The sequence below is a fragment of the Massilia brevitalea genome (genome assembly GCF_030711405.1).
GTDB lineage: Bacteria > Pseudomonadota > Gammaproteobacteria > Burkholderiales > Burkholderiaceae_D > Telluria > Telluria brevitalea.
Map to the genome: position 1 here is coordinate 25,468 of NZ_JAULSI010000034.1, position 12,338 is coordinate 37,805.

Below are 12,338 nucleotides of genomic sequence, written 5' to 3' on the forward strand. Positions count from 1 at the left end.
ACGGGTATCGAATTCGGAAGCGATACCAGTTTGCATACCAGTTCCCTGGAGAATTGAATACCAATTAAATACCTGTTGACAAGCCGAACCCGCCTCCCTATAGTGCCCTGACCTCCCCCGGCACTCTTATTCTCATGATCGAATACCTCATCGGCGTCGATGGTGGCGGCACCGGCACCCGTGTTCGCCTGGCTTCCCTGGACGGCGTCGAGCTGGCCCAGGCCACGGCGGGGCCGTCGGCTTTGTCGCAAGGCATCGCCAAGGCCTGGACCACCATTCTTTCCGCCGTCGGCGAAGCCTGCGCGGCGGCCGACATCGGCGATCCGCCCCTCGCGGCGATGGGTATCGGTCTCGGGCTGGCGGGCGTACACAACAAGGAATGGGCGGCGCAATTTACCGCCGCGAATCCCGGCTTTGCCGCACTGGTGCTCGATACCGATGGTTTCTCTACCCTGATGGGCGCCCACGGCGGCAAGCCCGGCGCCATCGTCGCCATCGGCACCGGCAGCGTCGGTGAAGCCCTGCTCGAGGACGGCACCAAGGTCGAGGTCGGCGGCTGGGGCTTTCCGGCCGGCGACGAGGCCAGCGGCGCCTGGATGGGCCTGCGCGCCCTGAACCACATCGAACAAGTGCTCGACGGCCGCGTCGACGGCGGCGCCTTTGCGCGCGAGGTCATCGCGCATTGCGGCGGCACCCGCGACGCCGTGCAGATCTGGCTCGGGCGCGCCAACCAGACCGCCTATGCCAGCCTGGCACGCTTCGTGGTTGCCCATGGCGAGACCGACCCGGTGGCGCGCGCCATCCTCGAACACGCCGGGCGCGAAGTGGCCGGCATCGCACGCGCCCTCGACACGGACGGTACGCTGCCGCTGTCGCTGTGCGGCGGCCTGGGCGAGGTCCTGCTGGCCTGGCTGCCCGAGGACACCCGCGCCCGCTGCACTCCGCCCGAAGGCGACTCGGCCAAAGGCGCGCTGCGCATGATCGCGTTGTACATAGAAGGCCATGGCGGAGGCGCACCCCAATGAAAGGCAATATCCTTACGCCAAACGGCTGGGTCCATGGCGAGCTGCGCCTTGATGAGACCGGCGCCACCATTGCCGCCATCGAGGGCAGCACGGCCGATCCGCAGGCCAACGGCGACGACTACATCCTGCCCGGCTTCATCGACGTTCATGTGCATGGCGGCGCCGGGCGCGACATGATGGAAGGCGGCGACGCCCCGCACGTGATCGCCGCCCTGCACGCCAGGCACGGCACCACCAGCCTGCTGGCCACCACCATGACCGCGCCGCCCGAGGACATCGAGCGTGCCCTGGCCGCCATCGGCGCCGCTTGCAGGGAACGCGGCAAGGGCGAGGCGCGCATCCTGGGCGTGCACCTGGAAGGTCCGTACATCAATGCCGCCAAGCTCGGCGCCCAGCCGCCGTTTGCAAAGGAAGCCTCGCTGGCCGAGGTCGAAGCCTATGGCCGCCAGGCGCCAATGCGCCTGATCACGGTGGCGCCGGAAATCCATGGCCACCTGGAACTGGTGCGCCTGCTGGCCGACCAGGGCATCCGCGTCCAGATCGGCCACACCAGCGGCTCGTATGAAGACGGCGTGGCCGCGCTGGAACACGGCGCCGCCGGATTTACCCATTTGTTCAACGCCATGCCCGGCCTGCACCACCGCGAACCCGGCATGGTCGGCGCCGCCCTGGCGCATGCGCAATATGCCGAGATCATTCCCGATCTGCTGCACGTGCATCCGGGCGCGATCAAGGTGGCGCTGCGCGCCATCCCGCACCTGTTCTGCGTCACCGATTCCACGGCCGCCGCCGGCATGCCCGACGGCGAATACATGCTGGGGCGCCAGGTCGTGCACAAGTGCATGGGCGGCGTGCGCCTGGCCGACGGCACCCTGGCCGGCTCCACGCTCACCATGGACGGGGCCCTGCGCAACCTGGTGCAGATCGGCCTGCCGCTGGCCGAGGCCTCGCGCCGCGTGTCGACGAATGCCGCCGATTACCTCGGCGAAACGCAGCGCGGGCGCCTGGCGCCGGGCTGCCATGCCGACTTCGTCGTGCTGGGCCGCGACCTGCACATCAAAGCCGTTTATATCGAAGGAGAACCAGTATGACCACGACCTCGTTGATGCTGCAGGAAGCCCTGTCTGCCGGGGATTGCGTTGCCCTGCAGCTGAGCCAGGACGTGGAGCGCTACGCCGAACTCGGCCGCACGCTGCGTTCGACCAGTTTCCACAGCGCCGTGACGGTGGCGCGCGGCAGTTCCGATCACGCGTCGAATTATGTCGCCTACCTGATCATGTCGCGCCTCGGCCGCCTGGTGACCTCGCTGCCGATGTCGCTGGTCACCCTGTACAAATCGCCGCTGGCGACGCGCGACACGCTCGCCATCGCCATCTCGCAGTCGGGGCAGAGCCCGGACGTGGTCGAGCCGATCCAGTACTTCCGCGGCGGCGGCGCCACCACCGTGGCCCTGGTCAACGATGCCGAATCGCCGCTGGCGCAGAGCGCCGCCTGGAGCATGCCCCTGCACGCCGGCAAGGAACACAGCGTGGCCGCCACCAAGAGTTTCATCACCAGCCTGGTGGCCGGCGCGCGCCTGGTGGCCGAGTGGCAGGACGATGACGAGCTGCGCGCCGGCCTGGCCGCCCTGCCCGACGACTTGCGCAAGGCCAGCCAGGCCGACTGGTCGGCCGCCTTCGAGGTGCTGGCCCCGGCGCGCAACATCATGGTGGTCGGTCGCGGCATCAGCTTCCCGATTGCCCTGGAAGCGGCCCTGAAATTCAAGGAAACCTCCGCCCTGCAGGCCGAAGCCTTTTCCGGCGCCGAGATCAAGCACGGTCCGATGGCGCTGATCGAGGAAGGCTATCCGCTGCTGATCTTCGCCACCCGCGGCCCGGCCCAGGCCGGCCTGCTGGCCCTGGCAAGCGAGATGCGCGGCCGCGGTGCGCGCGTGCTGCTGGCCGCGCCGGAAGACGTGGCCGAACGCGACCTGACCCTGCCGGTGGCAGCCACCCCGGACCTCGACCCGATCGTCGCGATCCAGGCCTTTTATGTGATGGCGGCCCAGCTGTCGAAGGCACGCGGCCTCGACCCCGACCGCCCGCGCCACCTGAGCAAAGTCACCAGGACCAACTGAGCCGATGAAGCAGACCATGGACGACTTGAGGAACATCGCTGGCCAGTTGATCATGGTGCGCCTGTTCGGCACCGAACTGGACGACGACACGGCCGCCTTCCTGCGCCAGAACGCCATCCGCGGCGCCTGCCTGTTCCGCCAGAACATGCTCGATGCCGCGCAATTGACCGGCTTTACCGGCGCCCTGCGCGACACGATGGGCGAACAGGCCCTGATCGCGCTCGACCAGGAAGGCGGCGCCGTGGTGCGCTCGACCTGGGTGCCGGCCCCGCCCTCGGCGATGGCGCTGGGCGCGGCGAACGATCCGGAACTGGCGTTCGAGGTCGGCGCGGCGGTGGCGCGCGCGGTGCGCGGGCTCGGCTTCAACTGGAACTTCGCCCCGGTACTGGACCTGAACAACAACCCGCACAACCCGGTGATCGCCGAGCGTTCCTTCGGCGCCGACCCGGAAACCGCCACCCGCATCGCCCTGGCCTGGATGGCCGGCAGCGAAAGCGAAGGCGTGGCCTGCTGCGTCAAGCACTTCCCCGGCCACGGCGACACCCACGTCGATTCGCACCGGGCGCTGCCCACCGTCGACAAGCCGCTGGCGGAACTGGAACGCTTCGAGTTCGCACCGTTCCGGATGGCAGCGGGAGGTACAACGCCGGCGCCGGCCATGATGACCGCCCACATCGTCTACCCCGCGCTCGACCCCGAGTACCCGGCTACGATGTCGCACACCATCCTTACCGGCATCCTGCGCGAACAGTGGGATTACCAGGGTGTGGTGATCACCGACGGCATGGACATGCACGCGATCGCCCACCGCTACGGCGCCGGCCAGGCCGCCGTGCGCGCCCTGGTGGCGGGCGCCGACATGGTGATGGCGATCGGTTCGCGCGTGACCCAGGAAGAAACGGTGGCGGCGATTGCTGCGGCCATCGGATCCGGTGAATTGCCGATGGCACAGGTCGAGCAGAAACTGGCGCGCTTGGCTGCGCTGGCAGCGGGGCACCCGGCCGGCACAGCCGACGCTGTCGCGTTCCAGGACACCGACAGCGCCGACCGCGCCCTGATGGCGCGCGCCTGGCAGCGCGGCCTGAGCGCGCGCGGCGCGGTGCGCCGTCCCGCGCCCGGCAGCAAGATCCGCCTGGTGGCGCGCCAGGATGTGGTCAGCGACGGCGTGTCCGAAGCCGGCGTGCCGGCGGCCACGCTGGCCGCTTCGCTCGGGCAATTGTTCGAGGTCGAGCTGGTCACCTTCGCCGACGCCGAAGCCTTCGACTGGAACGCCCTGCCCCAGGATGGCCGTTTCACGATCCTGGCCTCGACCTCGCGCCGCCGCTATGGCCCGCACGCGCGCGACACCTGGCGCCCCGATTTGCACCTGGCCCTGTGGAATCCCTACCAGGCGCTCGACTTCGCGGCCCCGGCCCTGATGACCTACGGCTTCGCGGCCCCGGCGCTGGACGCCGTGAATGCCTGGCTGGCCGGCAGCATCGAGGCCGAAGGACATTGCCCGGTGCCCGGTTTTTGACAGCTGGATGTTGCCGCGATCTACTCGCAGTAACGCAATGTAACCGCTCCCCCGCAGGGCCGCACCCTGCGGCACAATAGCGCCGCAGGGTCCCGGCCCGTTTTATGGGACAATGCGCGTTTGCTCAAGCTTGGCAAAAACGCCACCTTGCCGCGGCTTATTTAACGTTCATCTTTTTAGAAGGATCATTCATGTCCCATTTCCGCCTCGCTCGCCTCTGCCTGCTGCTGGCTGCCGTCGGCCTGAACACCGCGCCTGCCCTGATGACGAGCGCCCACGCCCAGAAAGCCGACGCCCCTGCGGCGGCTGCGGCCAACACGGTGCGCCCGGAACTGTACAAGCTGATCGATTCGGCCCAGGTCCAGCAACTGGTGGCCGCCAAGAACGTCACCGAGCTGCAGAACCGCGTTACCCAGGCCGAAGCGCTCCCGAACCGGACGCCTTACGAAAACTACGCCATCAGCCGCGTCAAGATGGTGACCGCCTCGGTCTCCGGCAACAATGCCGCCCTGGCCACTGCCATCGAGGAAGTCCTGAACTCCGGCTTCGAGCCAAAGGAGTCGCAGTCCAAGCTGGTGCTGGCCGTTGCCGACATCCGCTACAAGGAACAGAACTACCCTGCCGCCGTCGAGCAGCTCAAGCGCTATGAAACGATGGGCGGCGACATGACGACCGCGCGTCCGCTGCTGGTGCGCGCCATGTACCTGGGCAAGGACTATACCGGCGCCAAGACCCAGCTGCTGCAGACCATCGCCGACAACGAAAAGGCCGGCAAGACCCCGACCCAGGAAGACCTGAAGCTGCTGATCAGCGCCGCTCATGAGTCGAAGGACACCGCCGCCTACAATACCGCGGTCGAGAAGATGGTGGCCTTCTATCCGACCGACGAGTACTGGAGCGAACTGATTCGCGTAGGCGTGATCAAGAAGCCGGGCTTCAGCCAGGATAACTTCATGACCGTGCTGCGCCTCGAGTTCGCCGCCATGAAGACCCTGCGCGAGGAAGACTACGTCGACCTGGCCGAGACCGCCCTGCGCGACGGCTTCCCGACCGAAGCCAAGAACGTGATGGACGCAGGTTATTCTGCCGGCGTGCTGGGCAAGGGCGCCAACGCCAAGGCCCACGGCCAGTTGCGCGACCGCGCCAACAAGGGCGCCGCCGACGATGCCAAGAACATCGCTTCCGGCGAAGCCTCGGCCGCCAAGGCCAAGACCGGCGCCGGCCTGGTCAACCTGGGCTGGGCCTACAGCACCATGGGCCAGCACGACAAGGCAATCGGCTTCATCCAGCAAGGCATCGCCAAGGGCGGCCTGAAGCAGCCCGACGAAGCCAGGCTGCGCCTGGGCGCGGCGCAAGCCAAGGCCGGCCGCAAGGACGAAGCGATCAAGACCTTCGAAAGCGTGAAGGCCGGCGGCGGACTGTCGGATGCCGCGCGCATCTGGACCATGCTGCTGAAGCAGCCTGCCGGCGCGGGCGCGCAGGCAACTGCTGCGGCGGCGCCAGCCGGCCAGTAAAAAGCATCGGCCGCCTGCCCTTTCCCGGGCAAGCAAAAAGCGGGGGCGCGCAAGCGTACCCTGCTTTTTTTACATCCTGCATGCCCGCCTCGGTGCGCCAACGAACATCCGCATCGCCTTGCCCCTTCGATAATGGACGCCTGATCAAGGAGGCGGCATGACAATGGTGCGCAAGGGCCAGGCACCCGCAAGGCCGGAGCGGGACGAATTTCATCGCAAGTTCATCGGGCAGTTCTTCGACCCGGCATTCGAAGCGGTCGCAGGGGAATTGGCCAAGGTCGAGGAAATCGCCTGGCAGGCGTACCAGGACAAGCGCAAGGCGCCGCGCACGGTAAAGGCCGGCCCCGGCTTCACCGACCCGGACTACGATTTGTCGATCGAGTGGAAACAAACGCGCGACCGCCTGCTGGCTGCCGAAGCGAAGCAGAAAGACCCGGCCACGCCCAGCCGCGTGCTGGTGATCAACGCTTCGGCGCGCAACGACGGCACCTGCCCCAGCGAAATATCGAAGACCTGGCGCATGAGCAACATGGCCAAGGAAGTCCTGGCCGCCCAGGGCATCGAAGCAGACCTGCTCGACCTGAGCCGCCTGACCTCCGACTACGACCGCCACATCCATCCCTGCAAGGCCTGCGTCTCGACCGCGATGCCGCTCTGCCACTGGCCGTGCAGCTGCTACCCGAACCATTCCGAGCGCCAGACCGGCGACTGGATGAACGAGATCTACGAACGCTGGGTCGCCGCCCACGGGATCATCATCATGACCCCGGTCTACTGGTACCAGACCCCATCCACCCTGAAGCTGATGATCGACCGCCTGGTCTGCGCCGACGGCGGCAACCCCGACCCGAGCTCGACCCAGGGCAAGGACCCTGAGATCGCCAAGCGCATCGAGCTCGATGGCTGGGATTATCCGAAGCACCTGGCCGGGCGCGCGTTCGGCCTGGTGGTGCACGGCGACGTGGCCGGCATCGAGGGTACGCGGCGCTCGCTGTCGGACTGGCTGAACTGGATGGGCCTGGTCGATTCGGGCAGCTTTGGCCAGCTCGACCGTTTTATCGGCTACTACGAATCGTACGCCGAGAGCCACGATGTGCTGGACCGCGACACCGTGTTCCAGGAAGAAGTGCGCAACGTCACGCGCGCGGTGGCGCTGGCGGTACAGGACATCCGCTCCGGACGCGTGATCCCGCCGGATGCGCGCCTGAAGGATCCCCGTCCGAAGTGAGCCGGCCCCACAGGCCAACCGACGAATCCGACGATGCTTGCCGGATCGTTATCATATTGAACACGCATGCGCCGGACATGGTAGTATTGTTGCAAAACAAAAACTACTTTTTCCTGACATGAATACATCAAACCGCATGCCCATCATCCGTCCGCTGTATCCCGACGAATGGGCAATCTACCGCGAGCTGCGCCTGCGCTCGCTGGCCGATGCGCCGGATGCCTTCTACAGCACGCTCGACACCGAAAGCGCCCGCAGCGCCGAGGACTGGGCGGCGCGGCTGGCGGCGGCGGCGGTGTCGGGCGCGGATTGCCCCCTGGTGGCCGAGCTGGAAGGCCAGCCTGCCGGCCTGGTCTGGGCGAAAATGGACAGTATCAATCCCCTCCTCGTGCACCTGTTCCAGATGTGGGTGGCGCCGGAATGCCGCGCCAGGGGCGTCGGCCGCGGCTTGCTCGATGCGGCGCTGGCATGGGCGCGCGAGCGCGAAGTGCGTTTTGCCGAGCTCGACGTCACGCTGGGGAACTCCTCGGCCCTGCGCCTGTACGAGCGCGCCGGGTTCAAGGCGGTGAATGCACCGGTGCCAATGCGCGCCGGGTCAGACCTGATGCTGCAGCAGATGCGGCTGATGCTGGATGGGGTGGCGGAGTAATCAGATGGCGGTGAAGCCGCCGTCGGCGGTCAGCTGGTGGCCGGTGACGAACGAGGATTGCTCGGAGCACAGCCACAGGATGGCGTCGGCAATCTCGTGCGGCTCGGCGAAACGGTCCATCGGGTGCGCGGCGCGCAGTTTCTTTTCCAGCGCCGCTTCGCCGCCCAGTGCGCGCGCCAGCATCGGCGTGCGCACCGCGCCCGGGCACAGGGCGTTGACCCGGATGCCATCCTTGGCGTACTCGGCCGCGGCGGTGCGGGTCAGGCCGGCCACCGCGTGCTTGCTGGCCGCATACGCGCCTTGCGAAGGCGCGCCTACCAGGCCATAGCTCGACGACAAATTGACGATGGCGCCGCCGCCCTGCTCCTTCATGCGGCGCAGCTGATATTTCATCGACAGCCAGACACCCTTGACGTTGACGTCCATCAGGCGATCGAAATCGTCTTCCTCGATCTCGTCCAGCAGCGCACCGGCGGCCTGCTGGCCGGCGCAATTGACTGCGCAATCCAACCGGCCGTAGTGATACTCGGTCTTGTCGAGCAGGATCTCGACGTCCTGCGCGCGGGTCACGTTCGCCTGCACGAACAGCGCCTTGCCGCCGTTTTCCACGATCATGGCCGCGGTTGCGTGGCCGCCGTCGACCGACACGTCGGCAATCACCACCGAGGCGCCGGCGCGGCCAAAGGCGAGCGCCGTCGCACGCCCGATGCCGCTCGCGCCGCCCGTTACCAGCGCAACCTTGCCGGCAAACGTGGCCGGAGGCGGTTCCGCTTTATTCTTGTTCTTCATGTACATCGACTCCTGGTCACCCAAATGATGCCTGCGGGCAACATCATAACCGGAAGCTGTCCTTTGTTCAATCGTGCGTCGGTGCGGCGCAACAGGCTCAGGGCGCCGGTTTCGCCTTTTGCTGGTCGCCGGCCACCACAACCGACAATTTCGCCGGGTCGATCGCCTTGCGGAAAGCAGCGTTCAGCTGCACCAGCGTAACTGCCATCAGCTTGTCCTCGAACTGGCGCGACCATTCGTAGGTGCGGTCGCGGAACAGGTAGGCGGTCCAGCCGGTGGCCAGGGCGCCGTCGTCGGCGCGGGTCTGGATACGCTGCTGCATCAGGCCCGATTTCGCGCCAGTCAGCTCGGCGGCCGTGAAGCCGTCCTTCAGCACCCGCGCCAGTTCCTCGCGCACGGCGGCGTCGAGCTTCACCAGGTTCTGCGGGGCGGCGATGGCGCTGATGGCGAAGCTGCCGGCGCGGTCGAGGTCACCGGCGTCGAGCTGGGAACCGCCGCCGTAGGACAGGCCATCCTTCTGGCGGATACGGTCCATCAGGCGCGAGCGCAAACCGCCCTCGCCGAAGACGTAGTTGGCCAGCATCAGGGCCGGGTAGTCCGGGTCGTCGATGTTCAGGTCCAGGTTCAGGCGCGCGATGTAGACGCCGTTCTCCTTGTCCGGCGTGTCAAGGGTCTTCTTCAGGGGGCTGATCGTTTCGAAGCGGCGCAGCACCGGGGCCACGTTTTCCTGCGCCTTCCATTTGCCGAAGAGTTCGTCGACCAGCGGCACTACGGCGGCGGCATCGAAATCGCCGACGATGGCCAGCTCGGCCGGCACGCTGCCGTAGTAGCGGCGGTGGAAGTCGGCCAGGTCTTCGACCTTCGCCGCCTTCAGCTCGGCCATGTCTTCGTCAAACGTGTTGGCATGGCGCACGTCGCCCTTCGGGTAGGTGTCGAAGTGCTCGGCCAGGGCGCGCGCCGCCACGGCCTGCGGCTCGCCGCGGCTCGCTTCCAGCCCGACCAGGGCCTGGTTCTGCAGCTGCTCGAATTCGGCCTTCGGGAAAGCCGGCTCCTTCAAGACATGGGCCACCAGGCGCAGGGCGTCGTGCAGGTGCTCGCGGGTGGTCTGGAAATGGCTCAGGCTGCCGACGATCTTCAGGCGGTCGAATTCGTCGGACAACTGTTCGCGCGTGAAGCGGCCGGTGCCGCGCGTCAGCATGGCGCCGGTCAGTTGGGGAATCGCGCCGGTGCCGAACAAATTCTTTTCGTCGCCGATGTGCTGGCGCAAGTCGACGGTGACGGTTTCGCCGCGGTTCTTTTTCGGCAGCAGGGCCAGCTTGACGCCGCCGGCGCGCGTCAATTGCGTGCGCTTCATGATGTTGGCCTGGGTCGGATCGAAGTCTTCCGACACCAGGGTCGCCGCGCGCGGCTTGAATTGTTCCAGGATGCTGGCCACGCTCGGCGCCGCCGGAATGGTGGCGCGCTGCGGCGCATCCTCGGGAACGAAGGTGCCGGTCACGCGGTTGTCGCGCCGGAAGTAGCGCTGCGCCACATCCGCCACCTCGCGCGCGTTGATGGTCTTGATGCGTTCGCGCCCGGTGAAGAACAGGCGCCAGTCGCCCAGCGCGATGGTTTCCGACAGCGCCACGCCCACCTGCTGCGGGTCGTTCAGGCTGCGCTCCATCTGGTTCTCGTAGAGGCGGCGCACGCGCGCCATTTCCTCCTCGGTGGGCGGCGTGGCGGCAAAGCTTTCCACCGCCTCGGTCAGGGCGGCGCGCACCGGCTCGATCGGCTCGCCCTTCTTGACCACGGCGCCGATCATTTGCAGCCCCGGCGCATAGCCGGTCTGGCCATAGCTGAACACCTGGCTGGCCTTGCCGGTCTCGACCAGCTGCTTGTGCAGGCGGCCGGTCGGCACGTCGCCCAGGATGGACGAGGCAAAGGCCATCACGTCGCTGTCGTCGTGGATAGCGGACGGCACCTTGTAGCCCAGCATCACGAGCTGGACGTCGCCCTGGCGCCGCACTGCAAAGCTGCGCTCGCCATCCTGCTGGGGCTCGACGGTCCAGAAAGCCGGCAAGCTGCGCTTCGGTTTCGGAATCACGCCGAACAGGCGGCTGATCCTGGCCAGGGTGGCGTCCGGGTCGAACTTGCCGGCCACCAGCAGCACCGCATTATCCGGCTGGTAATAGGTACGGTAAAAGGCTTGCAGGTTGGCGATGCGCACGTTCTCGATGTCGCTGCGGTTGCCGATGGTCGAGCGGCCATAGCTGTGCCAGTCGTAGGCCACGCTTTCCATGCGCTTGACCAGCACGCTCGATGGCGAATTCTCGCCGCTCTCGTACTCGTTGCGCACCACCGTCATTTCCGAATCCAGGTCCTTTTGCGCAATGAAGGAGCCGGTCATGCGGTCGGCTTCCATCTGCAGCGCCCAGTCGAGGTTGTCGTTGGCGGCCTGGAAGACTTCGTAGTAGTTGGTGCGGTCGAGCGAGGTGGTGCCGTTGAAGTCCATGCCGCGGTCGGCGAACTGGCGCGTGATGTCGCGGTTCTTGCGCGCGCCCTTGAACATCAGGTGTTCGAGCAGGTGGGCCATGCCGGTTTCGCCATAGTTCTCGTGGCGCGAGCCAACCAGGTAAGTGACGTTGACGGTGACGGTGGGACGCGAGCTGTCGGGGAACAGCAGGACCTTCAGGCCGTTGGCGAGGCGGTACTCGGTGATGCCTTCGACCGAGGGGCCGAGCGTGACGCCCTTCGGCAGGGGCTTGGCGGGAGCGGTAGCAGCGGTGACGCTGGCGGCGGCGAGGAAGGCAAAGGCGCCTGCGATCAGGTGCGCGGGCAAGCGGCGCTGGTAACTCGTCGAAATCATGTGTTCCCGTCAAATGGTGCGTCCGTGCGAACGCGCATGCGCCGCCAACGCGGCGCGCCAGCGGCGATGGTAACAGATGGCCGGATGAATAGATGCTTGCACGCACTATTGCGGTGCGCGCAAGCAGACACGGGTGAGCAGCTGCGGGTCAATCGGTGCCGGGGCCGCCAACGCCGCGCGCCGCCGTATGGCTCAATGCCGCGCGCGTTTTTCGTGGGCCTGGCCACTGGCGCTGATGCGCGACAGATCGCCCATTTCCTCGGCCAGGAATTCGAGCAGGTCGTCGGCGCTGACGATGCCGCTCAAGCCGCCGGCGCTGTTGACGACAGGCACGCGGCGGATGCCGCGCAGGCGCATGTGCTCGATGGTTTCGTAGACGTCGTCGGCCTCGCGGCAGCTGAGCAGGTCGTCGCTCATGATGTCGTCGACCTGCAAACCGGCCGGATCGAGGCCAAGGGCAATAACGGAAACAACGATGTCGCGGTCGGTGACGATGCCTACCGGCACCGGCTGGCCGTCGGCCTGGTCGATGACGATCAGGTCGCCGACGTGGTGCTTGCGCATCAGGAGCGCCGCGCCCTGCACGGTTTCGTCGCGCGTGCAGGTGACGGTCTGGGTGGTGCAGATTTCGCCGATGTTCATGATGACGCCCTCCC

General features: G+C 66.9%; 10 protein-coding genes. 7 read left to right on the top strand and 3 right to left on the bottom strand.

What is annotated here, in order from left to right; translation table 11 throughout:
* The first annotated feature begins 134 nt into the window (after window positions 1-134).
* The 7 genes from QWL29_RS19660 to QWL29_RS19690 all read left to right on the top strand — a co-directional run bounded on the left by QWL29_RS19660 (window position 135) and on the right by QWL29_RS19690 (window position 8,048).
* Window positions 135-1,025: a glucosamine kinase nucleotide-binding domain-containing protein gene (locus QWL29_RS19660; protein WP_305824572.1), complete on the top strand. Its 891-nt coding sequence runs from the start codon at window positions 135-137 to the stop codon at window positions 1,023-1,025.
* Window positions 1,022-2,116, top strand: coding sequence for an N-acetylglucosamine-6-phosphate deacetylase (gene nagA / locus QWL29_RS19665; protein WP_305824573.1), 1,095 nt, complete (start codon window positions 1,022-1,024; stop codon window positions 2,114-2,116). The genes QWL29_RS19660 and nagA overlap by 4 nt, the downstream gene beginning before the upstream one ends.
* Window positions 2,113-3,141, top strand: a complete 1,029-nt coding sequence (locus QWL29_RS19670; RefSeq protein WP_305824574.1) for an SIS domain-containing protein — start codon at window positions 2,113-2,115, stop codon at window positions 3,139-3,141. The genes nagA and QWL29_RS19670 overlap by 4 nt, the downstream gene beginning before the upstream one ends.
* Before the next feature lie 4 nt (window positions 3,142-3,145).
* The gene (locus tag QWL29_RS19675) at window positions 3,146-4,657 is read left to right on the top strand and encodes a glycoside hydrolase family 3 protein (RefSeq protein ID WP_305824575.1); all 1,512 of its coding nucleotides are present in this window, start codon (window positions 3,146-3,148) and stop codon (window positions 4,655-4,657) included.
* 191 nt (window positions 4,658-4,848) lie between these two features.
* On the top strand, window positions 4,849-6,171 hold the full coding sequence (locus QWL29_RS19680; RefSeq protein WP_305824576.1) for a tetratricopeptide repeat protein: 1,323 nt from the start codon (window positions 4,849-4,851) through the stop codon (window positions 6,169-6,171).
* 157 nt (window positions 6,172-6,328) lie between these two features.
* Window positions 6,329-7,399: a flavodoxin family protein gene (locus QWL29_RS19685; protein WP_305824577.1), complete on the top strand. Its 1,071-nt coding sequence runs from the start codon at window positions 6,329-6,331 to the stop codon at window positions 7,397-7,399.
* Window positions 7,400-7,535: 136 nt separating this feature from the next.
* Window positions 7,536-8,048 (top strand): GNAT family N-acetyltransferase, encoded by a 513-nt coding sequence (locus QWL29_RS19690; protein ID WP_305824578.1) that lies wholly within the window; start codon window positions 7,536-7,538, stop codon window positions 8,046-8,048.
* Here the strand turns inward: QWL29_RS19690 and QWL29_RS19695 are convergent, their stop codons facing one another.
* The 3 genes from QWL29_RS19695 to QWL29_RS19705 all read right to left on the bottom strand — a co-directional run bounded on the left by QWL29_RS19695 (window position 8,049) and on the right by QWL29_RS19705 (window position 12,324).
* On the bottom strand, window positions 8,049-8,837 hold the full coding sequence (locus QWL29_RS19695) for a glucose 1-dehydrogenase (protein WP_305824579.1): 789 nt from the start codon (window positions 8,835-8,837) through the stop codon (window positions 8,049-8,051).
* A 97-nt stretch (window positions 8,838-8,934) separates the two neighbouring features.
* Window positions 8,935-11,682, bottom strand: coding sequence for a M16 family metallopeptidase (locus QWL29_RS19700; RefSeq protein WP_305824580.1), 2,748 nt, complete (start codon window positions 11,680-11,682; stop codon window positions 8,935-8,937).
* Between the two features lie 192 nt (window positions 11,683-11,874).
* Complete coding sequence (locus QWL29_RS19705; protein WP_305824581.1) at window positions 11,875-12,324, bottom strand: CBS domain-containing protein; 450 nt, start codon at window positions 12,322-12,324, stop codon at window positions 11,875-11,877.
* Window positions 12,325-12,338 lie beyond the last annotated feature (14 nt).

What these genes read in the sequence shown, in the direction of transcription:
- QWL29_RS19660 (WP_305824572.1), top strand. Translation starts at nt 135, where the DNA reads ATGATCGAATACCTCATCGGCGTCGATGGTGGCGGCACCGGCACCCGT.
- nagA (WP_305824573.1), top strand. Translation starts at nt 1,022, where the DNA reads ATGAAAGGCAATATCCTTACGCCAAACGGCTGGGTCCATGGCGAGCTG.
- QWL29_RS19670 (WP_305824574.1), top strand. Translation starts at nt 2,113, where the DNA reads ATGACCACGACCTCGTTGATGCTGCAGGAAGCCCTGTCTGCCGGGGAT.
- QWL29_RS19675 (WP_305824575.1), top strand. Translation starts at nt 3,146, where the DNA reads ATGAAGCAGACCATGGACGACTTGAGGAACATCGCTGGCCAGTTGATC.
- QWL29_RS19680 (WP_305824576.1), top strand. Translation starts at nt 4,849, where the DNA reads ATGTCCCATTTCCGCCTCGCTCGCCTCTGCCTGCTGCTGGCTGCCGTC.
- QWL29_RS19685 (WP_305824577.1), top strand. Translation starts at nt 6,329, where the DNA reads ATGACAATGGTGCGCAAGGGCCAGGCACCCGCAAGGCCGGAGCGGGAC.
- QWL29_RS19690 (WP_305824578.1), top strand. Translation starts at nt 7,536, where the DNA reads ATGCCCATCATCCGTCCGCTGTATCCCGACGAATGGGCAATCTACCGC.
- QWL29_RS19695 (WP_305824579.1), bottom strand. Translation starts at nt 8,837, where the DNA reads ATGAAGAACAAGAATAAAGCGGAACCGCCTCCGGCCACGTTTGCCGGC.
- QWL29_RS19700 (WP_305824580.1), bottom strand. Translation starts at nt 11,682, where the DNA reads ATGATTTCGACGAGTTACCAGCGCCGCTTGCCCGCGCACCTGATCGCA.
- QWL29_RS19705 (WP_305824581.1), bottom strand. Translation starts at nt 12,324, where the DNA reads ATGAACATCGGCGAAATCTGCACCACCCAGACCGTCACCTGCACGCGC.